Annotated in this window: 24 protein-coding genes; 18 read left to right on the top strand and 6 right to left on the bottom strand. The window is 40.2% G+C overall.

The features are described from left to right. Positions 1-4: 4 nt before the first annotated feature. Positions 5-1,030, bottom strand: a complete 1,026-nt coding sequence (locus ACF8D3_RS15950) for a ferredoxin reductase (RefSeq protein ID WP_023012572.1) — start codon at positions 1,028-1,030, stop codon at positions 5-7. 508 nt (positions 1,031-1,538) lie between these two features. On the opposite strand from ACF8D3_RS15950, the gene ACF8D3_RS15945 reads away from it, so the two are divergent. Beyond that, positions 1,539-2,189 carry a TetR family transcriptional regulator gene (locus tag ACF8D3_RS15945; RefSeq protein ID WP_004882151.1) on the top strand — a complete coding sequence of 217 codons (651 nt, stop codon included), beginning with the start codon at positions 1,539-1,541 and terminating at the stop codon, positions 2,187-2,189. Positions 2,190-2,296: 107 nt separating this feature from the next. Further along, positions 2,297-2,935, top strand: coding sequence for a TetR/AcrR family transcriptional regulator (locus ACF8D3_RS15940; protein ID WP_004882156.1), 639 nt, complete (start codon positions 2,297-2,299; stop codon positions 2,933-2,935). Positions 2,936-2,986: 51 nt separating this feature from the next. Here ACF8D3_RS15940 and ACF8D3_RS15935 read toward each other — a convergent pair whose 3' ends face one another. Next, positions 2,987-3,607 carry a thiol:disulfide interchange protein DsbA/DsbL gene (locus ACF8D3_RS15935; protein ID WP_392472384.1) on the bottom strand — a complete coding sequence of 207 codons (621 nt, stop codon included), beginning with the start codon at positions 3,605-3,607 and terminating at the stop codon, positions 2,987-2,989. A 180-nt stretch (positions 3,608-3,787) separates the two neighbouring features. Here ACF8D3_RS15935 and ubiG point away from each other — a divergent pair, with 180 nt between their 5' ends. From ubiG to ACF8D3_RS15880, 11 genes are all read left to right on the top strand, one after another. After that, positions 3,788-4,501, top strand: coding sequence for a bifunctional 2-polyprenyl-6-hydroxyphenol methylase/3-demethylubiquinol 3-O-methyltransferase UbiG (gene ubiG, locus ACF8D3_RS15930; protein WP_004882158.1), 714 nt, complete (start codon positions 3,788-3,790; stop codon positions 4,499-4,501). Then, on the top strand, positions 4,501-5,199 hold the full coding sequence (locus ACF8D3_RS15925; RefSeq protein WP_392472381.1) for an HAD family hydrolase: 699 nt from the start codon (positions 4,501-4,503) through the stop codon (positions 5,197-5,199). The genes ubiG and ACF8D3_RS15925 overlap by 1 nt, the downstream gene beginning before the upstream one ends. Before the next feature lie 35 nt (positions 5,200-5,234). Next, positions 5,235-5,981, top strand: a complete 747-nt coding sequence (locus ACF8D3_RS15920; RefSeq protein ID WP_004882160.1) for a YciK family oxidoreductase — start codon at positions 5,235-5,237, stop codon at positions 5,979-5,981. 181 nt (positions 5,982-6,162) lie between these two features. Continuing rightward, positions 6,163-6,549 carry an RcnB family protein gene (locus tag ACF8D3_RS15915; RefSeq protein WP_007478180.1) on the top strand — a complete coding sequence of 129 codons (387 nt, stop codon included), beginning with the start codon at positions 6,163-6,165 and terminating at the stop codon, positions 6,547-6,549. 111 nt (positions 6,550-6,660) lie between these two features. Continuing rightward, complete coding sequence (gene argA / locus ACF8D3_RS15910) at positions 6,661-8,016, top strand: amino-acid N-acetyltransferase (RefSeq protein ID WP_392472379.1); 1,356 nt, start codon at positions 6,661-6,663, stop codon at positions 8,014-8,016. Positions 8,017-8,330: 314 nt separating this feature from the next. Beyond that, positions 8,331-9,317, top strand: a complete 987-nt coding sequence (locus ACF8D3_RS15905) for a sulfonate ABC transporter substrate-binding protein (RefSeq protein WP_392472377.1) — start codon at positions 8,331-8,333, stop codon at positions 9,315-9,317. Between the two features lie 16 nt (positions 9,318-9,333). Beyond that, entirely contained in the window at positions 9,334-10,320 is a 987-nt protein-coding gene (locus tag ACF8D3_RS15900; RefSeq protein ID WP_392472374.1) for an aliphatic sulfonate ABC transporter substrate-binding protein, read from the top strand. 32 nt (positions 10,321-10,352) lie between these two features. After that, positions 10,353-11,528, top strand: coding sequence for an FMNH2-dependent alkanesulfonate monooxygenase (gene ssuD / locus ACF8D3_RS15895; RefSeq protein WP_392472372.1), 1,176 nt, complete (start codon positions 10,353-10,355; stop codon positions 11,526-11,528). Further along, positions 11,525-12,328: an aliphatic sulfonate ABC transporter permease SsuC gene (gene ssuC, locus ACF8D3_RS15890; RefSeq protein ID WP_392472370.1), complete on the top strand. Its 804-nt coding sequence runs from the start codon at positions 11,525-11,527 to the stop codon at positions 12,326-12,328. Before ssuD ends, ssuC begins: the two co-directional genes overlap by 4 nt. Positions 12,329-12,341: 13 nt before the next feature. Then, positions 12,342-13,142 (top strand): ATP-binding cassette domain-containing protein, encoded by an 801-nt coding sequence (locus ACF8D3_RS15885; RefSeq protein WP_392472367.1) that lies wholly within the window; start codon positions 12,342-12,344, stop codon positions 13,140-13,142. Between the two features lie 240 nt (positions 13,143-13,382). Beyond that, a complete protein-coding gene (locus ACF8D3_RS15880) occupies positions 13,383-13,994 on the top strand; it encodes a TetR/AcrR family transcriptional regulator (protein ID WP_392472364.1) in 612 nt (203 codons plus the stop codon). Positions 13,995-14,271: 277 nt separating this feature from the next. On the opposite strand, the gene ACF8D3_RS15875 is transcribed toward ACF8D3_RS15880, so the two are convergent. The 3 genes from ACF8D3_RS15875 to ACF8D3_RS15865 form a co-directional block, all read right to left on the bottom strand. Next, positions 14,272-16,077 carry a PIN-like domain-containing protein gene (locus ACF8D3_RS15875; protein ID WP_392472363.1) on the bottom strand — a complete coding sequence of 602 codons (1,806 nt, stop codon included), beginning with the start codon at positions 16,075-16,077 and terminating at the stop codon, positions 14,272-14,274. Positions 16,078-16,268: 191 nt separating this feature from the next. After that, on the bottom strand, positions 16,269-16,835 hold the full coding sequence (locus tag ACF8D3_RS15870; protein ID WP_392472361.1) for a 5'-nucleosidase: 567 nt from the start codon (positions 16,833-16,835) through the stop codon (positions 16,269-16,271). 63 nt (positions 16,836-16,898) lie between these two features. After that, positions 16,899-18,032: a TDT family transporter gene (locus ACF8D3_RS15865; protein ID WP_061398194.1), complete on the bottom strand. Its 1,134-nt coding sequence runs from the start codon at positions 18,030-18,032 to the stop codon at positions 16,899-16,901. 207 nt (positions 18,033-18,239) lie between these two features. Between ACF8D3_RS15865 and ribF the strand changes: the two genes are divergently transcribed. The 5 genes from ribF (at position 18,240) to ACF8D3_RS15840 (ending at position 23,796) form a co-directional block, all read left to right on the top strand. Then, positions 18,240-19,241 (top strand): bifunctional riboflavin kinase/FAD synthetase, encoded by a 1,002-nt coding sequence (ribF, locus tag ACF8D3_RS15860; protein ID WP_007478164.1) that lies wholly within the window; start codon positions 18,240-18,242, stop codon positions 19,239-19,241. A gap of 62 nt (positions 19,242-19,303) precedes the next feature. After that, a complete protein-coding gene (gene ileS / locus ACF8D3_RS15855; RefSeq protein ID WP_392472359.1) occupies positions 19,304-22,141 on the top strand; it encodes an isoleucine--tRNA ligase in 2,838 nt (945 codons plus the stop codon). Further along, complete coding sequence (gene lspA, locus ACF8D3_RS15850; protein ID WP_007478162.1) at positions 22,134-22,664, top strand: signal peptidase II; 531 nt, start codon at positions 22,134-22,136, stop codon at positions 22,662-22,664. Before ileS ends, lspA begins: the two co-directional genes overlap by 8 nt. A 1-nt stretch (position 22,665) precedes the next feature. Next, entirely contained in the window at positions 22,666-23,148 is a 483-nt protein-coding gene (locus ACF8D3_RS15845; protein WP_004882179.1) for a peptidylprolyl isomerase, read from the top strand. Positions 23,149-23,253: 105 nt separating this feature from the next. Continuing rightward, positions 23,254-23,796, top strand: coding sequence for an NADPH-dependent FMN reductase (locus ACF8D3_RS15840; RefSeq protein ID WP_392472355.1), 543 nt, complete (start codon positions 23,254-23,256; stop codon positions 23,794-23,796). Positions 23,797-24,010: 214 nt separating this feature from the next. On the opposite strand, the gene ACF8D3_RS15835 is transcribed toward ACF8D3_RS15840, so the two are convergent. Further along, positions 24,011-25,786, bottom strand: a complete 1,776-nt coding sequence (locus tag ACF8D3_RS15835; protein WP_061515832.1) for a metallophosphoesterase family protein — start codon at positions 25,784-25,786, stop codon at positions 24,011-24,013. Positions 25,787-25,945 lie beyond the last annotated feature (159 nt).

The raw sequence follows: 25,945 nt of genomic DNA, 5'->3' as shown, positions 1-25,945 counted from the left end.
GTTTTTATAGGTCAATCGTGACTGGGCTAAGGGCTTGGCTCACACATAATTTGATCGCACGGTTTGGCTGATCATCAATTTCACCTGTGAGCACGTTTTGCGTTACACCACTGACTTTGGTACAGCTACAACGATTACATACCCCCATTCGACAACCATGTTGTGGACGTAATCCTGCTTGTTCTGCACTACTTAAAAGATTTGTCGTTGCAATAAAGTTTTGTTGCGAACGACGGAATGTAATGTTCTGAGCTTCATTCGACTGTTCAAGTTGAACAGGTTGGAAAAACTCTTGATGAAAATTTTCTACTACACCATGTTGCGTATAAATTTCTTGTGCTTGGCGCATCATGCTGTGATGACCACAAGCATAGGCTTGCAATTCAGCAAAGTTCGGAACCAATTGCTTTAATAACACATCATCTAAATGCTGCTTTTGTTCAGCAGTATTAAAAAAGTGATATTTCACTTGTGGATATTGCTGCGCCAAATCCAAAATTTCTTGGTGGAAGACTTCGGCACGGTTGAAGTACACCACATGTATTTCTTTTAACTGTTGTGCAATTGCTTGTTTCACTAATGAATAAATTGCAGTAATCCCAGAACCTGATGCAATGAATACCGCAGGTTGCTGTCCTTGATGGAGTACAAAATCACCTTGTGCTTGAGAAATCTCAACACTTTCGCCGACATGTAAAAGTTGTGCTGCACTTGATACAAGACCTTGTACTTTAATGCCTAAACGGATTTCACCTTGTTCAGTGATATCTATAATAGAGTAGCTACGTTGATGATATACCCCTTGGATCATCAAGGTAATCAAAACACTTTGCCCTGCACATACACGAGAAAGGTCAAAGTTATGATTTGGTTTTAAGGTCAATAAAACCATATCTGTACTTAATGGACGCACAGCTGTCACTTCAGCAAGAATGCGTTTCCAAGCAAATGTTGGTTTTATTTTTTGCAAAACAAAATCAACGAAATCTTCTCTTACCCAATGTGGCTGATAACCTAACTTTGCGTTCATACGTTCCTCGTTTTGTATCTGGCTATTTATATTGAGTGAACAAATGTTCATGTAGTGAACATGTGTACACTATATTTATTTGTGTTCACTGAGTCAACACTTGTTCACTAATTTTTTGAATATTTTTTATCCTTTTTAATAAGCTTTTAAAAAGATTAAGAAAATAGTTTTTGATCACAACGTATTCAGTCCTTCACCAATACATCTATGCATCTATGCATTTTGATTAAGAATCATCATTTCCTGTTCAAATGACTAATCAGCTTTTTGATAAGCTTATAAAGACTTCTCAGCGCTCAGATTGTTTTCTTCTTACGAGGCTTAAGAGGGGCTTTTCAAGACACAGTAGCTTTATTTAACCCCATATTCACAGCACAGCTGTTCATCTTCTTGCGAAGCTTTAGACGCTTCTCAGGACAAAAGTTGCTTTGTTTAATCCTCGCTCAGGGCTAAAAAAATCCTGTTTTTTTTGCTAGACTCTGCTGTACGGTTTCAATGAGTCTTATTCATGTCGATTAGAGATGAACGAAAACAACAAAGTCGGCAGGCTCTACTAGATGCAGCACTCCACCTGAGTACTTCAGGGCGCTCATTTAGTAGTATTAGTTTGCGTGAAGTTGCACGTGAAGTTGGTTTAGTACCAACTGCGTTTTATCGTCATTTCCAAGATATGGAAGCTTTGGGGCAAGAGCTTGTTGACCAAGTTTCGCTGCACTTAAAAAGTTTGATTCATCAACTTGGACAAAGTTATTTACAGCATAGTGGCGGTGCGAAAACACGTACTAGTATTGAGCTATTTGTACAGGCAGTTAACCACAGCCCACAACAATGGCAGTTTATGATTGCGGAGCGTTGGGGTGGTTCAGAATCCGTTCGGATCGCAATCGCACGCGAAATTGAGTTTTTAATTGAAGACCTTGCTATCGACTTATGCAAGCTTGAGACCTTTAAGCACATAAAAGAAGCCAAAGATCTGCAAGTCTTATCGACCATCTTAATTAATATGTCATTTACATGGGCAATGACATGGATCAATTTACCAAAACAATTTACGATTGATCATCTACTGGAACAGCAAAACCTCTTTATTGATAATGCAGCGACGCAAGTACGCTTATTATTCCGCGGTATCTCAAATTGGGAACCACAAAACGCTTGATCATATCAAAGCTAAAGTTTGATATATAAAAGCATTGCTTAGCATTATGATTGTGTTCAACAATTATGCGATGCCGTTTAGAACACTATGAGGAGCTTATAAGCATCATGAATCCTGATCGTCATACCCAGTTCTTAATTCGTAAAGAAAAAATTTTGCAGGTTGCGGAAAAATTATTATTAGAAAACAACCAAGAAATGACCTTAGATGAACTGGTTGCCGAACTAGATATTGCTAAGGGCACTTTATACAAGCACTTTCGTAGCAAAAATGAATTGCTACTTGAATTAATCATTCAAAATGAAAAAGAAATTCTAAAGATTTCAGACCAGTACAATACTGACTTCAAAGAATACGCACCTCGCTATATGTTGCATCACCTGATGGCACCTAGTCGTACTATTTTGCTGCATCAGCTCGAAGAGCATTTAACGATGACCGAATCAAAGTTAAAGCATCTCTTTGATGAGCTTTATGAAGTTCGCCAGCAACGTATTGTTTCTTTGAAAGATATGACTGAGAAATATTTAAAATCGCAGAACTATGATATGTCGATTCGTGACTATTTATCTTATATCTGGTCACTGACTTATGGCGCTGCGTTGCTTTTAAACTCAAGTTATTATCAACGTTCAATTGGTTCACGCCAGAAATTAATCAACCTGTATGTCAGTCAAGCACTCTCTTTGCCAACGCAAACCGTGCAAATTGATTTAAAAGAATTTCATCTCGACGAAAAGAATTAAAAGAAAAAGGACTGTATTAACAGTCCTTTTTTAATCTTTGCGAAACACAAATTATTTTGCTTTACGCTCTTTTTCCAATAAGTAATCAATAACTTGAGTTACTTTACCATCTTCACCTTGTACAACGTATTTACCGTTTACAACAACTGCTGGTACACCCGTCAACTGATACTGTTGAGCCAATTTATTTGACTCAGCAATTTTTGCTGTGATCGGGAAAGAGGTAAACATGCTATTAAATTTCGCTTCAGGGACACCATAACGCGCAAAGAATTTCGCTTGTGATGCTTGGTCAAAAATCTGCTGACCACCTTCATGAATCGCATGGAACAAAGGAATATGTGTTTTCTTACGCACGCCAAGCGCTTCAGACACGTAGTAACCACGCGCACCTTGTTCCCATACTTTGTTCATTGCCGCTGGTGTGCGAAGGAAATAAACATCTTTTGGAATTTTCTTCAACCACGTTTGCATATGTGGCTCAAGCTTGAAGCAGTGCGGGCAACCGTACCAGAAAAATTCTCGAACTTCGAGCTGTCCTGCAGGTGCGGCTGTCTTACCTGGATTTGCAACCACGATATAATCCTTACCAGCAACAAAATCCGCAGCCATTGCATTCATTGAAAATGCCATTACAGCCGCACTTAAACCACCTAATACTAACTTTTTCATTGAGTTTGCTTTTCCTCTAAGCATTTTTCGTAAGTTTATATGCTAAATATAAAACAAACACGACCAATTCGTTTTGCTTCTGTGAAGTTTTTTATTGGATTTATCGCTTTTTTTTCTAGAATCGCTACACTACCAACAGATTAAACCGAAATAATCATCCTAAAATATAGAGGTGACACCATGTCGCAATTGAATGTTGACCCACAAGAAATCGCAAAATTTGAAGCACTGGCTGCCAAATGGTGGGATCAACATTCTGAGTTCCGCCCTCTACACCAAATTAATCCATTACGCTTAAATTGGATTGATGAACGTGTAGGCGGGTTAGCGGGCAAAAAAGTGATCGATGTCGGCTGCGGTGGCGGAATTTTGGCAGAAAGCATGGCTCGACGCGGTGCAAATGTTCTCGGTATCGACATGGGCGAAGCACCACTTGCTGTTGGTCGCTTACATGCACAACAAGACAATGTACAAAATATTGAATATCGCCAGATTCCTGTTGAACAACTAGCGCAAGAACAAGCAGGTCAATATGATGTAGTGACTTGCATGGAAATGATGGAACACGTTCCTGATCCAGCATCCATCGTAAAAGCTTGCCAAAGCTTAGTCAAACCTGGTGGTCATGTGTTCTTTTCAACCATTAACCGCAACCCTAAATCTTATTTATTTGCCATTATTGGTGCCGAATACGTGCTGCGTTTACTACCAAAAGGTACGCATGATTATCATAAATTTATTCGCCCTTCTGAAATGGCACATGATATTCGTAATGCAGGATTGACCTTAAAGGAAATGACTGGACTTCATTACAATCCAATCACCAAACACTATTGGTTAGCACCAAATGTTGATGTGAATTATATGGTTCATACTACGAATACAGGTGCTTAATGAAAGCTGTTTTATTTGATCTTGATGGTACCTTAATCGATACTGCTGCGGATTTCATCCGCATCATCCAGCAGATGTGTCGTGATGAACAACGTCCTGTTGTTGATGCTGAGACCATTCGCACCCAAGTGTCTGAAGGCGCGCGTGCCATGGTCAAACTGGTCTATCCAGAATTAGATGTCACCGACCCTGTATTTTTAGCACATCGCCAACGTTTTTTAGATGTGTATGGTGACAATATTGTGGTCGATACCGATCTCTTTTTAGGGATGTACCCTTTGCTTGAGGAACTTGAAGCACATCAAATTCCTTGGGGAATTGTCACCAATAAACCACGCGGTTTAAGTGAATCACTATTGGCAAAACTGAATCTCACAGAACGTTGTGCAGTGCTGGTTTGCCCTGAGGATGTCAGCAAAACTAAACCTGATCCTGAACCGATGTATCTCGCAGCAAAACAGCTCGATATTGATGTGCAAGAGATTATTTATGTAGGCGATCATCCGCGTGACATCGATGCAGGTCGTAATGCGGACATGTACACCATCTTAGCAGCTTATGGTTATTTACCTGTTGAATCACGTGACGATCTCGCAGCATGGCAAGCTGATGCCATTATTCACACCATCCCTGAACTCCATCAACTGCTTAAACAGAAAATCACTGTTTTGTCAGAAAATCAGGGTATGATGGGTTAAACATTATATTGAAGATCATAACAGGAGGCATAACAATGAAATATTCAGAATATCAACCTCGTCCTGATCTATTAAAAGATCGTATTATCCTGATCACTGGTGCAGGTGATGGGATCGGACGTGCTGCTGCTATGAGTTATGCCCTTCACGGCGCAACAGTTGTTTTGCATGGCCGTACCCTCAATAAGCTTGAAGTGATTTATGATGAAATCGAAGGCTTAGGAGCACCCCAACCTGCGATTTTACCCTTACAACTTTCAACGGCATCAAGCCACGACTATGAACTTTTAGTCGATACGCTTGAACAGCAATTTGGTCGCCTTGATGGCATTTTGCATAATGCAGGTATGCTCGGCGATCGAGTTGAACTTGCGCATTATCCTGTTGATGTTTGGGATGATGTAATGGCGGTCAACTTACGTGCGCCTTTTGCATTGACCCAAGCGTTACTGCCATTACTTGAAAAATCGGAACACGCTTCTGTGGTATTCACTAGCTCAAGTGTGGGCCGTGAAGCACGTGCACTTTGGGGAGCATATTCTGTTTCTAAAGTTGCAACTGAAGCCATGAGCAAAATCTTTGCTGCAGAAAATACGTATCCAAACATTCGTTTTAACTGTATCAACCCAGGTGGCACACGTACTGCAATGCGTGCAAAAGCCTATCCTGAAGAAGATCCAAAAGTGCTTCCAACGCCTGATAGCATCATGCCAGCCTATCTCTACCTTATGGGTGATGATAGTTTAGAGATGAACGGGCAAAGTATTGATGCACAAGGTTAATTAATTTTATAGAATAATTCTAAATAACATTGAACACTGTCGTTAAAGATGTTGTTTTCAGCGAAAGGACTAAAGTCTCTTCATTATTTTAATCGAATAATGAATTGATCTTCACAGTTTCTCTGCATTTTTAACGTACAGTAGTTCACATGAGAGACATCCGAAATACATAAGGTGCATCATGAAAAAATTTTTCATTATCTTGATTTTAGGTTCAACGACCATCTTTAGCAGTATGGCTAGTTTTGCAGGTCCGCATTTTGATCGTGATGAAGATCAGCGTGGTGGTGGCTGGCAAAATGGTCGTGGCTTTGATCGTCCAGATGGTGAAAATCGTCAACGTGAACGTCGTATGCGTGAAGAACGTGGTGTCGAGCGTTTAAAACAACATCGTTGGCAAGCAGGCTATGTGATGCCTCAGCACTACCGTGGAAATGGTTATAAGGTTGATTATAAAGATAATAATTTACCAAAACCAGGCCGTAACCAACAATGGTATAAAATCAATAATGACTTTATTTTAGTCAATGCAGACGATAATAGTATTATCCGCATCATGGGCTTTTAAGCTTTTTTGATCATCCAATTCAATTAAAGTTGTCTCGTGAGTTTGAGAATAGATTTATCTTTTCATTTTTTTGGTTAGAATCAGATAAATTGATGTATCTCTGAGATGAACATGGCGAACCAAATGACTGAAACTTTAAATAGTACAACGCAAGATTATGTACATTGGTTTCGCCACTCTGCACCGTATATTAACGCGCATCGTGATAAAACTTTTGTGTTAATGTTTGGTGGTGAAGCCGTTCAACACCATAACTTTCAACATATTATTCACGATATTGCGCTGCTACATTCTTTAGGTATTCGCTTGATTCTCGTGCATGGGGCACGTCCACAGATCAATCAAAATCTACTCGAACGTCATATCGAAACACCTTTTCATCAAAACCGTCGTGTCACGACTCGCGAATCTCTACGTGGTGTCATGAATGCTGTCGGCTCAATTCGCCTCGAAATTGAAGCATTGCTGTCGATGGGACTCGCCAACTCACCGATGTATGGTGCTCGCATTGATGTCGTATCAGGCAATTTTGTCACAGCCAAACCGTATGGCATTCGTGAAGGTATTGATTTCCAGCTGACGGGAGAAGTTCGCTCCGTAGATACAGATGCCATTCAACGTCATTTAGACAATCACAATATTGTTCTGCTTGGTCCAACAGGCTATTCAACCACAGGGGAAGTCTTTAACTTACTCGCTGAAGAAGTTGCGACCAAAACTGCGATTGCCTTGAAAGCAGATAAGTTGATATTCCTTGGGGAAAAACAAGGGCTAATGAATGAGCAACAACAGTTACTTCGTGAACTAAGTTCTCGGCAGCTTGAACCCTATATTCAAAAAAATCAGCAACAATATCCAGAATTTGCTTTACACCTAAAGCAAGCACAACAAGCCTCTTTGTCTGGCGTTCATCGCGTACATTTGATTTCTTATGCATATGATGGTGCTTTGATTGAAGAGCTATTTACCCGTGATGGTATTGGTACGCTGATTACAGATGCACACTATGAAGAGGTGCGAATTGCCAATATTCAAGATGTTGGTGGCCTAATTAACTTACTTCGCCCTTTGGAACAAGAAGGTATTCTGGTTTATCGCTCACGCGAACGCCTTGAAAGTGAAATTGAACAGTTTGCAGTGATTGAACGAGACGGCATGATCTTGGCCTGCGCTGCACTATATCCAATTCCTGCTGGATCAGATGAAATTCGTTCAGCGGAAATTGCCTGTGTTGCTGTCGATTCAAGCTATCGAAAATCAAATCGTGGTAGCCAGATTTTGCAATTTTTAGAAACCAAAGCCAAGCAACAAGGTATTCAGCAACTCTTTGTTCTGACCACTCGGACAGCGCATTGGTTCTTGGAACAAGGCTTTATTCCTGCCAGCGTAGATGATTTACCGAATGCACGCCAAGCACTCTATAATTATCAGCGGAATTCTTTGGTGTTTAAAAAAACGCTAATATGAAGACTAAATATGGTGAAGAGATATGTTTATTTCTGATAAATAGCTCTCTTCATCATCATAATCTCTGCTTAACTAGTAGATTAGAAATCAATACCACCTAAACCAAAATATTAAAATTCAATATAAAACAATAATTTATGTAAATAAAGTATTGTTTTTCTTATTCTAACTATCGATAAAGTTATGCAATCTTCTATTTTGCTTTTTTCATCATAAGCAAAGCCTAATTAGTTATTTTTTATGCAATAAAAAAAGTTTTAGCTTAGTTGCTCATCTTATTTAAATCTTTTGATTTGTCGGGGAGCGCAACTCACATGGCTATTTCTATTCATCGTTCATGGGCAACATCTACAATCATTGCAGCAAGTCTTGCCAGTGTAATGGGTGTTGCAGGTTGTGCAAAAAAACCAGAGCAGCAAGAGACAACAAAACAAGAAACCACAACATTAAATATCGGCTTTCAAAAGTATGGCATCTTGCCGATTGTTAAAGCAAAAGGTGAATTAGAAAAAAATCTTGCTGCTCAAGCTGTCACGGTGAAATGGGTTGAATTTCCAGCTGGCCCACAACTTTTGGAAGGATTAAATGTAGGTAGCGTGGTATTTGGCGAAGCAGGTGAAGCACCGCCAATCTTTGCTCAAGCCGCCAATCCCAATCTGGTCTATGTCGCGAACCAACCTGCAGCACCACAAGCCGAAGCCTTGATCGTACAAAAAAATTCTCCTATTCAATCCATCCAAGATCTGAAAGGTAAACGTGTGGCGCTGAATAAAGGTTCCAATGTTCACTATCTTCTACTCAAACTCTTAGAAGCAAACAATCTCAGTTTAAAAGATGTTCAAGCTGTTTACCTGCCACCGTCAGATGCACGTGCAGCATTTGAAAAAGGTGCTGTAGATGCTTGGGTGATTTGGGATCCTTTCTTCGCCGCAGCTGAACACCAAATACATGCCCGTGTGATCGCCACAGGTGAACACTTAGTCAGTAATCATCAATTCTATTTGGCCGATCGCCAATTTGCTGAAAGCCATCCTCAGGTTTTAACGACCTTGGTCACCACACTCAATCAAACCACGGATTGGGTCAAAACACATCCAGATGATGCAGCCAAATTACTGGAAAAACCAACAGGGCTTGAGTTTGATGTTTTAAAAAGCTCAATTTCGCGCATGGGCTTCGGGGTTCAACCGATCTCTGCCAAAGTCGCAACAGAGCAGCAATATGTCGCTGATGCCTTCTTTGCGCAGAAACTGATTCCGAAGCAGCTTGTGATCCAAGATGCCGTATTAAAGAACGGTTAAATAATTGAGGATCGCCATGAAGTTGTTATCTAAAGTTTCTGTTTTGGGGTTGCTGATCTCTACATTTTCACTGGGTGGTTGCCAGAAGCCAGAGCAGAGTACGGAGAAGACAACTTCAGCAACTGAAAATACGGCGGTCAAAACCCTATCCATTGGCTTCCAGAAATCTTCCCTCAATTTGTTAGTTGCCAAACAACAAAAGCTATTTGAGCAAGAATTTCCGAATGCCAAAATTGAATGGCGAGAATTTCCAGCAGGCCCACAAATGCTTGAAGCTCTTGCCGTTGGTGCAGTCGATTTTGGTTATGTCGGCAATACTCCACCCATCTTTGCTCAAGCTGCAGCTAAACCATTGAGCTATGTGGCTTATGAAGTGGTTGCACCAACAGGCCAAGCTATTTTGGTACATGCCAACGATAAAATCAGCACCCTGCAAGACTTAAAAGGCAAACGTGTCGCAGTTCAAAAGGGCTCCAGTGCGCACGAACTTTTGGCAAAAACCTTGCAGAAAGCGGGTCTATCTTGGCAAGACATTCAACCGATTTGGTTACCTCCTGCCGATGCACGCGCAGCATTTGATAAGCAGGCCGTAGATGCGTGGGCAATTTGGGAACCCTACTTAGGTACAGCAGAACTGCAAGGCCATACCAAAACCTTGGTTGATGGCTCTGCTTTTCCAACCACTTATTCTTTTTATATTGGTAATCCTGATTTTATTAAAAAGCATCCTGATTCTGCACCAAAGCTGATTAAGAGCATCAACATTGCGGATCAGTGGATTGTGCAGCACCAAGATCAGGCACTACAGATTTATGCACAAAGTACGGGGCTAAGCCTTCCTGTGGCGCAACGTGTTTTAGATAAACGACCAAAACCATCGCCTGTGCACATCCTCACAGCTGAGGTCATAAAGAGTCAGCAACAAATCGCCGATTTATTTAAACAAGAGCAACTCATTCCTGCGCAAATTGATATTCAGCACAGTGTCTGGTCTGCCCAATGAACATTGATTTCATTTTCATAAGGAACATCGACATGAATATTTTCTGGTTTATCCCCACTCATGGTGACAGTCGTTATTTAGGCACCAGCAAGGGTGCTCGTCAGGTCGATCATGCTTATATGAAACAGATTGCAGTTGCCGTGGATAATCTGGGTTATGCAGGCGTACTCATTCCAACAGGACGCTCTTGTGAAGATCCTTGGATTACGGCAGCCAGTTTAATTGATGCAACCACCCAACTTAAGTTTTTAGTCGCACTTCGTCCTGGGCTGACCACACCAGCACTTGCTGCACGCATGGCAGCCACTTTTGATCGTCTCTCCAATGGCCGTATTCTGCTCAACCTTGTCACAGGTGGTGATGAACAGGAACTCAAAGGTGATGGACTCTATGAAGATCACAGTACCCGTTATCAAACTGCTTCTGAATATGTCAAAATCTGGCGCGAAATTCTCACTCGCTCACATACGGGTGAACCGTTTAGCTTTCACGGCGAACGCCTCAGAGTTGACGATGCCAAACTGCTCTATCCACCTGTACAACAGCCGTACCCACCCCTCTGGTTTGGTGGTTCTTCAGAAGCTGCAACAGAGTTGGCAGCTGAACAGGTTGATACCTATCTGACTTGGGGTGAACCACCTGCTGCGGTAAAGGAGAAAATTGAATATCTCCGTGCTAAAGCAGCTGCCAAAGGTCGCACACTTACTTATGGCATCCGTTTGCATGTAATTGTACGTGAAACCAATGAACAAGCATGGGCCGCCGCCGATGAACTGATTCAATATCTGGATGATGCCACAATTGCGGCGGCACAGAAAAAATTTGCGCAGATGGACTCAGTCGGTCAGCAACGTATGGCTGCACTACACGGCGGACGTAAAGATCAATTAGAGGTATCTCCGAATTTATGGGCAGGCATTGGCTTAGTTCGTGGCGGCGCGGGTACTGCTTTAGTCGGAGACCCTGAAACAGTTGCCGCACGCATTCAAGAATATGCTGATTTAGGCATTGATACCTTTATTTTCTCTGGCTATCCACATTTGGAAGAATCAATCCGCTTTGCCGAATTGGTGTTCCCACTACTCCCACTTAAAACTCGTGAAAAATTGGCACAACCTCATCTCACAGGTCCATTCGGAGAAATCATTGCCAATAACTATGTGCCCGAAGAGAAAGTGCCAAAAATCTTGGTCAAGGAGGATGCATGAGTACAAAACCTTTTTTGAATAATGTTTCACGTGGAACACAAAGAATAGGTAAAGGTCTACTGCCATGGTTATTCCCAATACTGTTGATCCTGATTTGGCAAACAGCATCTAGCTCTGGGTTGCTACAAAATCGAATATTACCTGCCCCAACTGCTGTTGTGGGTGCTTTCTGGCATTTGCTAGTCAGTGGCGAACTTTGGCAGCATGTCAAAGTCAGTGCAGGTCGGGCGCTACTCGGTTTATTAATTGGTGGTGGACTCGGTCTGATACTAGGACTACTCAATGGCTCATCACGTGTGGCTTCAACCTTGCTGGATACTACCCTGCAAATGGTCCGTAACATACCTGCGCTGGCACTGATTCCACTGGTGATTTTATGGTTTGGTATTGATGAAACTGCCAAGTTATTTTTGGTTGCGATCGGCGTATTTTTTCCAATTTATATCAATACCTATCATGGTATTCGCTCTGTCGATCCACAGCTCATCGAAATGGGCAAAAGCTACGGTCTCAACCGTTGGCAGCTCTATCGAGACATTATTTTACCGGGTGCGATGCCCTCGATTTTAGTTGGACTGCGCTTTTCTCTAGGTTTGGTTTGGGTACTCTTAATCGTTGCAGAAACAATTTCAGCACAGTCAGGAATTGGTTATATGACCATGAATGCACGCGAGTTTTTACAGACCGATATTGTCTTAGTCGGTATTTTACTCTACGCCCTACTGGGTAAATTAGCAGATGTATTGGCACAAGTACTAGAACGCTATCTATTGCGTTGGCACGCAGGCTATCAAAAATAAAAGGCACAGAAACATGAGTAACTTAAATTTAAACTTTTACGATAACAATCTTATTCAACCTATAACTGGGCCAGAAACTTCTACAGTACCCATCAATGGCGCTGATATTTTGATTGAGCAACTGTATAAATTTTATGGTGATATCAAAGTTCTTGAGGATTTAGACCTCAACATTCAAGCAGGTGAATTTGTTGCTATTGTTGGACGCAGTGGTTGCGGCAAAAGTACGCTGCTGCGTTTGATTGCTCAGTTAGAAAATGTCAGTTATGGAGAAATTAAATTTCAATCTGCTCGCAATTTCCATGAGGGCATTACGAGCACTGATATTCGCGTGATGTTCCAAGATCCTCGATTATTGCCGTGGAAAAGTGTTCTGCACAATGCTCAACTTGGTTTAGCTAAAGAGCAATATCCGCTTGCAGCAACACTATTAGAAAAAGTAGGCTTAAAAGACAAAGCCAATCAATGGCCAGCACAGCTTTCTGGTGGACAGCGCCAACGCGCCGCTCTTGCACGCGCACTTTCACATACACCACGTATTTTATTGCTGGATGAGCCATTAGGCGCATTAGATGCTTTGACGCGTTTAGAAATGCAAAATTTGATTGAACATCTATGGAAGGAACAAGGTTTTACTGCAATTTTAGTCACACATGATGTCAGTGAAGCAGTGCAATTGGCAGATCGAATCATTTTGCTGGATCAGGGTCATATCGCACGAAATTTTCAAGTAGACCTCCCCCGTCCCCGTAAAAAAAGCATTACTTTCGCTCAGCTTGAACAACAAGTACTTGATGCAGTTTTAGCAACCTAAGACTGCTTTTTATATTTAAAGGCACACCAAATAATAGAATTTCAGTGTTCTTGCAAGACCAACACAGATTAATTTTTTACAAAATATGTATTCATATATTGAGATTTCAAGAATTATCAATTACGTAGGGAATTTTCATTTCATCGTAAAGTTTTTTTCGACAAAAAAAATGCGTTATTGTGCACAAATCCGACAAATTATCTTACAATGTCAATGACATTTTTTGAATCAAGCTCTCAGATGGAACAGAAAAAAAGTACACAAAAGCGCAATCAATTGCTGAATGCTGCCCTGGATGTTTTTTCCGTCTATGGGTTCAGTGGTGCAAGTTTGGATGAGATTGCACAGCTTGCAAATATGCATAAATCGAATATTTTCTATTATTATGAAAATAAAGAGTCTCTTTACGTTGAAGTTCTTACAACAGTTTTACAGAAGTGGCTTGCTCCTTTGCAAACCCTTGAGTCAGAACTTGAGCCAACTGAAGCATTAACACACTATCTAATTCAAAAATTAGAAAGTTCAAGGGATCAGCCAAAAGCTTCTCGTTTATTTGCATTAGAAATTATTCAGGGTGCTCCGCATATTCTACCTATTTTAAAAGGGCCTTTGAAAAAGCTATTTAAGCGTAAAACCAAAGTGATCCAAACTTGGCAAGAGCAAGGTAAATTATCAGCAGAGATTGACCCTGAATTGTTGATTCTCAATATCTGGGCTATCACCCAGAATTACGCGGACTTTTCGACGCAAATGGAAATGGTCACGGGTAAAACTTTGCGTAACCGTAGCATGTTTCAACGCTCGGTTGAGCACACTGTGCATATGATGTTGTACGGCGTATTACCACGTTAAATTTTCTTTAGTTAAGAGCCTTAATTTTAGCAATTGGAATACACTAAAAAGCGACTTTGTTAGTCGCTTTTCCTATTCAGTGCATGAGAATGTTATTAAGTTGACCTAAACAAAATAATGATCAATAAACCTATATGGAATGTGAAACATCAAGTAAAAGCCGTTCCAGTGCGCTTTTTATTGGAACGGCTTTGGTTAAGATATTGATGCTAAAGAGGAAACTTCAATCATTACGCATAAGGCGTATTATGTTAATTTTAGATAGATTAAATGAAAACTATTCTTTATTTTCATCTCTGTTATTATCTTTTCTCCGAAGTTCTGAAGAATTTATGACTCTTCGCACATCACTATCTTCTAAAGAATTTCTGACTCTTCGAACATCACTATCTTCTAAAGAATTTCTGACTCTTCGAGCATCACCCTCTCCTAAAGAATTTCTGACTCTTCGAACATCACCCTCTTCTAAAGAATTTCTGACTCTTCGAACATCACCCTCTTCTAAAGAATTTCTGACTCTTCGAACATCACTATCTTCTAAAGAATTTCTGACTCTTCGAGCATCACTATCTTCTAAAGAATTTCTGACTCTTCGAACATCACCCTCTTCTAAAGAATTTCTGACTCTTCGAACATCACTATCTTCTAAAGAATTTCTGACTCTTCGAACATCACCCTCTTCTAAAGAATTTCTGACTCTTCGAACATCACTATCTTCTAGAGAATTTCGTTTTTCGTCTGAATTTAATTTGTTATGTTGTTCTGTTAAAAGTTGCTCTATATTTTTTCTTATCAAAAATCTTTGCTTAGATAATTGTCGTTTTTTACTTTCTAGACTTTCCAAGTTTTCAGAAATCATTTTCTCAGCTTGATTTAGTTTCCTTAGTAATTCATGTTCTTTACGAAGTTCACTTGGATCTAAATCATCAAAATTTTCAAATATTCTTTCTTCAATATTTTTAATTTCTTGTTGTATAGAATTTAATTGATGAACCGCATGTTTTATATCAAAATTTAATTGTTGAATTTGTTTAGAAAAAGTATTCATATCCATTTCTAGATTCAGAATATAATCATTCAAATTACTGATATTACTTAATTTAAATTTTTCTTCTGACGCACTTTTAAAATTATTAATAGTTATATAATTTTCATGAACGGCATTCAAATCAGCAACTAAATTAGTATCTAGTTTGACCTTACTATGTTTAATAAATTCTTCCGTATTAAAAACCAAAAAATTCAATATTCCTGCTTCTTTAAAAGCTTCTTCTCTAATTTCTCGTCTGACTCCATAATATTTACTACTTTCATGAGGCACACTCTCTTTCCAATCTTTTTTACTATCTTCTGATATAAAAATAACATTTTTAATTTTTCTTTCTGAACTTTGCTTAAGAATTTGCTTATATAAAATCAAATCCCCAAATTTGCTTTTATATAATAAACCTCTATTTAAAAACTCTTCTGTTTTATGTGCATCTTTATAGCCTGGTGGAATTTCTTTTGTATATCTAATCTCACCATCTTCATAAATTTTATTTAATATTTCTTGATCAAAAGGAGAACCTACTTTCTCATCGGAATACAATTCCAATAGCTTTTGATAAATACTGTCACTTCCCGTCAAAGAGATAGTTTGTTTTTTAAGCTCTTCTGTTTTAGCTTTTATCGGTCTTGCATCTTCTTCTAATTTTAGAATTACTTCATTGATTATTTTTTTGCTAGATTCTTTAAAGTTATTAAATAGCTCTCTTAATTCTGGATACATTTTCCCAAAGTTAGTATCAAAAGTAATTAATTCTTTTTCATTACACTTATGAGCTTGAATGAATGCATCCAAATATCCATTAATTAAGTCAAAGTTTTTTTTGCTTTTATAAATAATTTCTGGTCTATTTTTATGAAACTCTAGCATTACCTGATGTGGTGCCCATAGTCGATCATTCACTTTATCAAGGCTTTTATAAATCGCTTTCTTTGTTGCATCTTGGTAAGAATAAAGGTTTAACAAGACATTAGTATCTAAAACGAATAATGTATCTGCATCATTCCATATTTCTGAAAGACTAGGCTCACTCAAAAAATAATCGAATTCAAAAAAAAGTGATTTCATTAAATATATTACAAAGGAATAAGTAAAATTAATTTTATAATACTTTTACTTAACATAAAACCTCTTATGCGAACTCACTTCAAAACAATTATTTTATTTCAAAATTTTCCAGCTTCATAAAGTTTACCTGCACACACTACAGCATTAAAACTTTGCATTTAAAAATGTGCCTGATACAACGCCAATAATTTTTGTGCGCCAAGCAACAAGTTCTCTTCCCAATCCAAATGAGCAGTATCATTTGCACCATCAGTAATGTATTTGACTGAGATCAATCGTACACCGAGCTTTTTACACACTTTAGCCAAGGCATAGGCTTCCATGTCCACAAGATTACAACTGACCTTTGGTACTCCTGTTTCAAACGAATCACCCGTACCACAAATTCCCTTTGGTAAGGATTCAAAGTGGGGTTGTGCATGAATCTCTGCTGGAAAATGCTCATCCATCGGTGTCACCCCAACAGCAAAACCTAAAGGTGAAACATCCATATCACGTTGCACAAAAGTCGTAACCTCGACCAAGCTATGCGCATCAAAGTGTGAACTGCCTGCACTGCCTAAATTGATCAGCGTTTTACATCCCGTCTTTTGAATCACCTCAAAGGCTTTAAATGCTGCATTAATTTTGCCGATGCCACTGTAATGAACATCAATGCCTGCTTGTTCAAACAAGCCTTTAGATTCATTCGGCAAAGCCATAATCAGAGCAATATCAGCATTCATAAAAAAGACTCGTTCAAATCAAAATAGAGACACAAAAAAGGTGTGCTTCGGCACACCTCAATATTATTGCATCTTCTGCTGTAAGGCGACCAAACAGGGAGAGAAAAATAATTGACCACTATACGCTCCCGCTACGGTTTTCTTCACCACCAACGCCCACAAGCCAACTAACAATACACTTAATATCACCGCCACATACTGTAAGAAGTCGATATGTAACTGATGTGCTAAGTTAAATATCGCTAAAACAAACACGCCGAATGGGAACGTTAAACCCCACCAACCGAGATTAAATGGAATACCTGTGCGTGTATGACGTAAAGTTGTAAGAATTGCAATTCCAAACCACCACAAACCAAAACCTAATAACACCAAACTTGCAACGATGCCTAAGGCTGGAAGTAATACTGCTAAGCCATCAAAACCCATCACTTGCATAATTCGTGGCGCTTGCTCACCAAGCAATAATAACGCTAATGCTCCCGTTCCAATCGGTCCTAAACATAACCAACTAGAAATCGCGACTTCTTTCTCTGGCAATTGGTGCAAGGCCAAACGCAACATTAAAATGGTTAAGATCGCAAAAGCAGGTAGTACTGAAATCCCCCACAACACATAACCAGTGATCAAGATCGCTAAAGCATGTTGGTCAGCAGCTAAATGTTGCAATAAAAGACCAGCAGAACTGGCTGCAACTTCACACGCCACTATCGGGAGTAACCATACTGCCGTCATACGATGTAGCTGATGATCTTGGCAGCTAAACATACAAAACGGCACAATCCATGCGATCATCACTGCGAGCAAAACATCGAGATACCAAAGGTATTCAGCAATATGTATTGCAATATCCCCGTAAAGATGAATACCAAAACTGAGGAAACCATTGGCAATAGTGGCTAAACCCATTGGAATAGCGCCTAAAAACAAGCTCATATTGGGATGATTAAAAATCTGTTTTGCTTCATTTGGAAATAAAATCCAACGTAAAGCATAAAGCACGCTAAAAGTGCTAAATAACAAAATATTAAACTGCCATAATTTAGTCGCAAGCATAAACAAAACAGATGAAGCAAAAGGGAGCTGTGCTAAAATCATTGCGACAACGCCTGTTCCCATGGTTGCAGTAAACCAGTTTGGGGTAAAATGGCGAATCACATCTCTGCTCTGTTCTAGCTGATAAAATGGCTTTTTCATCTCTATCTCGATATAAAGCAACGATAGCGTTATATTAAAAGAGATTTTAAATAAGTAAAATTGATTTATTTTTATTTAATGAATAAATTAAATTGATATAAAAGTTTTAAATATTAAAATTTTTCTGTGTAAAAACACAACAACAAGACGAAACGCCGAGATTATGGCAATATATAGCCTTTGCAAAATTCACTGTATTTAACGCCCATGAAGTTGCTTCGTCTCAACGCATTATCGCCAGATTTTCAGTTACCTCCGACTGCGGTAACGATTGGCAATTTTGATGGTGTCCATCTCGGTCATCAGGCGATGATTGCTCAATTGCAAATGTTAGCCAAAGCACAAGGCTTAAACACATTAGTCATGATTTTCGAGCCGCAACCACTTGAATTTTTTAAAGGTTATGACGCACCTCCGCGCATTAGCTCATTACGTGAAAAAGTCGAATATTTAACTGAACTGGGTGTCGATTACATCGCAGTCGCAAAATTTGATCAATATTTTAGAAGCCTCAGTGCAACACAATTTGCTGACTTGCTCAAATTAAAACTCAATGCACAAAGTTTAGTGCTGGGTGATGACTTTCATTTTGGTAAAGATCGTCAGGGCAATAGCGAATTTTTACGTGATTATGGTTTTGATGTCACAAATTTAAATACCGTTGCCTTAAAAGGTGAACGCGTCAGTTCTACCCGTATTCGCCAAGTGCTACAAGAAGGTGATCTTGCTTTAGCTGCAAAACTACTGGGTCGTCCTTATAGCATTACAGGTCGAGTGCAATATGGAGATCAGATTGGTCGTACTCTTGATTTTCCAACCATTAATGTTCGTTTAAATCGCCATAAACCCTGTTTAAATGGCATCTATGCAGTAGATGTGGTCTGTGAAAACGCGTCATTGAGTGAAAAAATTAAACATTCAGATCCTGCGCTCAACGGTATTGCAGGATATCAAAATGATAGTTTATTTGGTGCAGGTCATGTGGGGACACGTCCTGCCATCCAACAAGCACAGCCAGAATGGCGATTAGAAGTACATTTCCCTGATGTTTCTGCTAATCTGTATGGCTTATTGATGCGGGTGACTTTTCTTCACTATTTACATGGTGAATTGAATTACCCTTCGCTTGAAGCACTCAAAGTCGGAATTGATGATGATGTACAAAAATTACGTGATTATCGTAGTCGTACTTCAGAATTTCCTTTTTAAATTTAATTTTCATTTGTAATACATGTCAGTTTACAAACTGATCAAACTGGAAGAAAACTTGCATGAGCGATAAGCAAACTCCTGAAAATGCAGTGGATTATAAAGCCACACTCAATTTACCTCATACTGAATTTGCGATGAAAGCAAACTTAGCTGTGCGTGAAGCTAAATGGTTAGAAGAGTGGTATGCCGACAACATTTATCAGCAGATTCGTGAATCGCGTATTGGCAAGAAAAAATATGTACTTCATGACGGCCCTCCATATGCCAATGGTCAAATCCACTTAGGTCATGCAGTCAATAAAGTTTTAAAAGACATCATCATTAAAAGCCGCGTTTTAGATGGCTTCGATGCACCCTATGTACCGGGCTGGGACTGTCATGGTTTACCAATCGAACTGAAAGTCGAAGAAAAAGTCGGCAAAGTCGGTGTTAAAGTTGATGCTTCAACTTTCCGTAAAGCATGTCGTGAATATGCCTATTCACAAGTTGAGCTACAAAAGAAAGACTTCGTGCGTATGGGGGTATTTGGTGACTGGGACAATCCTTATCTCACCATGAACTTCAAACAAGAAGCGGACATCGTACGATCACTAGGTGCAATTGCCAAAGCTGGTCATATTGAACCGGGTCTAAAACCAGTCAACTGGTGTATGGACTGTGGCTCTGCACTCGCAGAGGCGGAAGTTGAATACGAAGATAAGAAATCAGATGCGATTGATGTTGGCTTCAGCGTTGTTGATCTCAAAGATTTAAGCACACGTTTGAATGTTGATGTGCAAGATGCAACTGATATTGTGATCTGGACCACCACACCGTGGACTTTGCCTGCTAACCAAGCTGTAGCACTACACGCTGAAATCGACTATCAATTGGTTCAAGTGACGACTGAACGTGGCACGCAAAACTTTATTCTAGCTAAAGATTTAGTTGAATCTGCGATCGAACGCTACAAACTAGAAAATCCAGTGGTACTGGCTGATTTTAAAGGCGCGGCAATCGAAAATCTGTTATTGCAACACCCACTGTTAACAGATCGTCAAGTACCTGTGATTTTAGGTGAGCATGTCATCGCAACAAGTGGTACAGGTGCTGTTCATACCGCACCCGGCCATGGTGTAGACGATTATAAAGTCGGTTTACAGTACAATCTAAAAGTAGATAATCCAGTGGGCGGCAATGGTGTTTATTTGCCAACAGCTCCGATCTTTGCTGGCGAGCACATCTATAAAGCAAATCCTCAAATCATTGAGGCATTGGGCGCAGTGGGTCGTTTATGGGCACACCACCCCATTAAACACAGCTACCCACACTGCTGGCGTCATAAAACACCAATTATCTTCCGTGCAACACCGCAGTGGTTTATCAGCATGGATGCCAATGGTCTACGCCAAAATGCCTTGAATGCGATTGAAAATGACATCGAATTTGTGCCTGATTGGGGCCAAAGCCGTATTCAGTCGATGATCGAAGGTCGTCCTGACTGGTGTATCTCACGTCAACGTACTTGGGGCGTGCCAATCCCATTCTTCGTACATAAAGATACCAATGCTCTGCATCCACGCACGCCTGAGTTGATCGAAGAAGTGGCTAAACTAATCGAACAAGAAGGTATCGATGGTTGGTATAACCGTGAAGCGAGTGAGTTCATCGGTGCTGATGCAGAACAATACAATGCAGTACGCGATACCTTAGACGTTTGGTTTGACTCTGGAACGACACACTACGCTGTGCTGCGTGAACGTGATGATCTACAAGATCCAGCAGATTTATATCTTGAAGGTTCAGACCAACACCGTGGCTGGTTCCAATCTTCATTGCTGACTTCAATTGCAATCAATGAACGTGCACCATATAAAGGCCTACTCACCCACGGTTTCGTGGTTGATGAGAAAGGCCGTAAGATGTCTAAATCATTGGGCAACATCATTACCCCACAAGACATTATCAAAGATATGGGTGCGGATGGTTTACGCTTCTGGATTGCTTCAGCTGACTACCGTTATGAAATGACGGCAGGTAAGGAAATCTTTAGCCGTGCCTCTGATGGTTATCGTCGTATTCGTAATACTTTACGTTTCTTATTGGCGAACTTAAATGGTTTCAAACCATCTACAGATGCGCTGCCAGTAGATCAGTTGATTGCATTGGATCAATACATCTTACAACGCGCTGCTGAGGTTCAAAAAACTATTCAGCAAGCTTATGAAGAGATGAATTTCCATATTGTGACCAATGCACTGACTAACTTCTGTATCAATGACTTGGGTGGTTTCTACCTCGACATCATCAAAGATCGTCAATACACCACCAAAGCAGATTCTCAAGCACGTCATTCTGCTCAAACCGCGCTGTATCATATTGTTCAAGCCTTTGTTCGCTGGATGTCACCAATCCTAAGCTTTACTGCACAAGAGGCTTGGCCGTTGATTCCTGAACAAACAGGAAAATATGTATTTACCGCTGAATGGTATGATATCCCAACTGCATCAACTGCAAACCTGCTTTCAGAAGCAGATTGGCAAACATTGATTAGCGTAAAATCAGCAGTAAATAAACAGATTGAAGCCGCACGTAACGCTAAACTCATCGGCAGTAACTTATCTGCCAAAGTCGAACTTTGGGCAGATGAAGCATTACAGACATTGTTAAATCAATTGGCCGATGAATTGCGTTTTGTCTTGATCACATCTCAAGTCATCGTTCACCCTTATGCTGAACAAGGTGAAAGCACAGATCTTGCTGGTCTGCGCGTTCAAGTTTCAGCAGCAGATGGTGAGAAATGTGTACGTTGCTGGCATGTATTGCCTGATGTAAATACACATGTTGGTCATGCAGGTTTATGCGCTCGTTGTATCATCAACGTCACTGGTGGTGGCGAAGTGAGAAAGTATGCCTAATTCACAAGCAAAAAAAGGCTTGTTTCAGTTTTATCCGCACAATTTACTTTGGCTTGGACTTTCAGTCCTTGCCATTGTGTTGGATCAATGGACAAAATGGATTGCCAGTACACATTTAAATTACGCCGATCCAATCCCAGTCTTACCATTTTTAAACTGGACTTTACTGCATAACTACGGGGCTGCTTTTAGCTTTTTATCAGATGCGGGTGGTTGGCAGCGTTATTTCTTTACCTCTTTAGCGGGTATCGTATCGATCATTTTTGTGTTTTGGTTAATGCGTATGCCGAAGAAAATGGTGATTTTACCGATGGCTATTGCCTTGATTCTGGGCGGTGCGATTGGTAATTTGATTGACCGCGTCAGCCTAGGCTATGTCGTCGACTTTATCCATGTGTACTACCAAAACAGCCACTTCCCTGCTTTCAATCTTGCAGATAGCGCTATTACTTTAGGGACTATTTTACTGTTGATTGATACTTTCTTCTTAGAGAAGAAACGCAACCAAAATGCGGATGCATAAGATGAACGAAATTATCCAACCTAACGAAGAAATCCGTATTCAAGACGGCTCAAAAGTTGACTTACATTTTTCTGTATCCATTGAAAATGGTGTTGAAATCGACAACACTCGTGGACGCGAAGAACCTGTAAATCTTGTGATTGGTGATGGTAACTTACTGCCAGGATTTGAAAAGGCATTATTTGGTTTACGTGCAGGCGATCGTCGTACTGTACATTTACCACCAGAAGATGCATTCGGTCCTTGGAATCCTGAAAATATTCAAACCTTCGATACCGTCAAATTTGAACAACGTCCAATTGTTGGTCACATGATTGAATTTGAAGATAAAGCCAAAGCAACCTTGTTTGGAATCGTAAAATCGGTCAATGATGACATTACAGAAATCGATTTTAACCACCCATTGGCAGGCAAAAATATTACCTTTGAAGTGGAAATCTTCAAAGTTACCCCTGCAGGCCAGCAAGGCATCAAATTGATGTAACAAAAAAGCTCTCAAATGAGAGCTTTTTTTATCGCCTAAAAAAAGTATAAGATCATTTAAAGGCATTTATTTTTAAAATCAAAGCAATAACACAGGAATTTAAATATGCTCATTTATATTATTGTTGGTAGTGTTCGGGAAGGTCGTACAGCGATCAAAGTCGCAAATTGGGTACAACAAGCGATAACTGAACTCGCATTAAAAGATATTCAAACCGAAGTTGTTGATCTTAAGGAATGGGACTTACCTCTATTTGCAGGTTCTCACCCACCTGCAACAGGCATCTATGACCAACCCAAACAACAGCAATGGGCAGATAAAATTGCACAGGCACAGGCGTTTATCTTCATTAGCCCTGAATATAACCATGGCTATAGTCCAGCACTCAAGAATGCCTTGGATTATGTCGGTAAAGAATGGCAAGATAAACCTGCAGCCTTTATCGGCTATGGTTCAACCAATGGCTCACGTTCAATCAGTCAAATTCGCCAAGTAACCTCAAGCTTAGGTCTAGTTGATCCGAATGCTGTGATTGAAATTCGCGACATCTTTAAACGTAATAAAGACGAAAAATTTGAAGCCAATGAATTTGAAGTGAAAGGACTAACAGCACTTGTTGCCAAATTACGGAAATATCATATCGATTAGTCGTATGCCTAAGCGTACATTCATCAGGTCAATTTACGTCTGTTACAGTTCTATTTGCTTATATTCTCTCTGAAATAAATTTATGAGAGAATAGCTCTGGTACCCTCTCTTCAGCTAGAAGCTTACATAAGCAGCAAGCTTCTAGAACCAATTTCTACCGTTTAATCGTTGCAAATACTCTCTGAAAAGTCGGTTCATCTTAAGTTTTCTACGTCTATTTCTGACCATTTACTCCCAAGTCGAAGACATAGCTAATAATCTCTGGGGGCTTATGTTCCTTATTAAACGAGAAGACCTCTCCACCAGCTAGAGCAGCGCATGCCAGACGCTCCTGCATAGGGATATTACCAATGAGTGAGGTATCCATAGTTGCTTGAACAGTTCTATAATGGGCCAAAAAATCTGGTGTCGGACGAAGCTCACTTCCTATGCACTCGGAGTAATCCTTCTCTTCGACAACCTGTCCTGCCAAATCACGCATAGATCTACCTGCAAAGATTAGCCGCTGGCACCATTGTTTCTTCGGTTGAAAACTTTTGTTGTGGTTATATTTTTCTGCTGATGCCCGACCTAGCGCAGCAGCTTTAGCTTGTGGCGAACCTATTGCCGCACAGTTCAATTCCGTCCAAGGAGTACGTATTTCTGATGTGAGCAGCAAACGTGAACGTTCTGCATCCCATCTGAAAATTGCTTTACGATAATGGACTGGCGCATCGATGAGCGAGCCAATATTGATCTCTTGAATCACTCCTTTCGATACTGCCTTGTCATCGCCTACAGCAGCATATCCCTCATGAGTATGCGCGCTGAAGTAAATAGGAGCCACAAAGGGAAACTGATCGTGCAGTGTTAGCATCCACCTTGCCGAGCTACGATCAAGCGCTCGAAGTGGATAGTGTCCAGCCAGCACTACGGCTTTAATATTTTGCTTCGGATCATCTCGCCATGACTTGAGCTGCGCAACAATGAGGTCACGCTGGCCTTGACGAATAGTGCCAGTACTTGAATTCGACTTTTTCGAAAGGAACTTAAAGCTCGGTACACTAGGCCAATCCGTTGTGTCGATCAGGATCATTCCTAGCTCTGCATTATTGGAAACACCAAGCTGTTTCAGCGGGACGCGTACGGATTGGAGCAGCGAACCTGTGTTCCATTTATTCAACGAGTTACCAGTGTTGATGGTTGCCGTGTACTCATATGGGGTATGGACTGTCAGCTGCGAGTTAATCAGCGGTGGTGTTTTTTTACCGTCAGCCACTTTCACACGCCTGTGGTAATCCGACGCATTACAGAACGTTTCAATAGCAGGTGTGAGTTTTCCACCACTCTTCAACCGCAGGTAGTCACAATTGAACTGGTGCGGCCATTCGCGGGCATCTGGAAATGGACGCAGGCTATTAGCATCAGATGCAAGCGAATTACCGTCTAGCTGACCGCAGACAGCATTGAAGTGTCCCTCAAGTGATGGATCAATGCTATGGTTGACAGTGAACTTTCGAATATATAACCAAGCCATTCCAATCCACCCACCATAACTCATGTTCCCTTGAAAAATACCATCGTGATTACCTTTAACAATATAGATATTAGGAGCAGATAGAAAGGAAAAGTGCTGGAGGCGCTTTAATTCGGAATGGCATGAATAATCAAGAAGATCGCCTAAGTGGATCACTGGAGGAACCCCGTCTTGCTGAGTGATTCGTCGCATTACGGACTCAGCAACATATTTTGTATAGAGATCCTGCTCTACTGAGCGAATAGCGACGTCACTAGTGTCTTGTGCGAGGCGCGCAGAATAGTATGTCGGATCGCCAAACAGTTCTCGCTCCTGATTGTCAGCCATAAAGTAGACAACAGCTGTAGGTAAGTCATCTCTAGGAATAGACATGACATATGGAGAATCTGGTCGAATTCTTATAGAAGAATTACACCCTGCTAAAGTAAATAAAAATAGTGTAGCGGTTATTTGTATTAAAATTTTATTATTCATATACTTATTCTCAATGAACTTCTTATTTCTACAATGATTTTATCTGATAAATTTGCAATTGTTTATTTTTAAATATGTAATTATATTTTAATCAGAATACAAAACAACCACACTGTTATCAAGGTAAATTTTTCTCTATAATTATCCCCCGCGGGCAAA

Source organism: Acinetobacter sp. YQ_14 (assembly GCF_043102985.1).
Lineage (GTDB): Bacteria > Pseudomonadota > Gammaproteobacteria > Pseudomonadales > Moraxellaceae > Acinetobacter > Acinetobacter venetianus.
The sequence above is the reverse complement of the archived record's forward strand: the minus strand, read 5'-3'. Positions and strand labels throughout refer to the sequence as shown.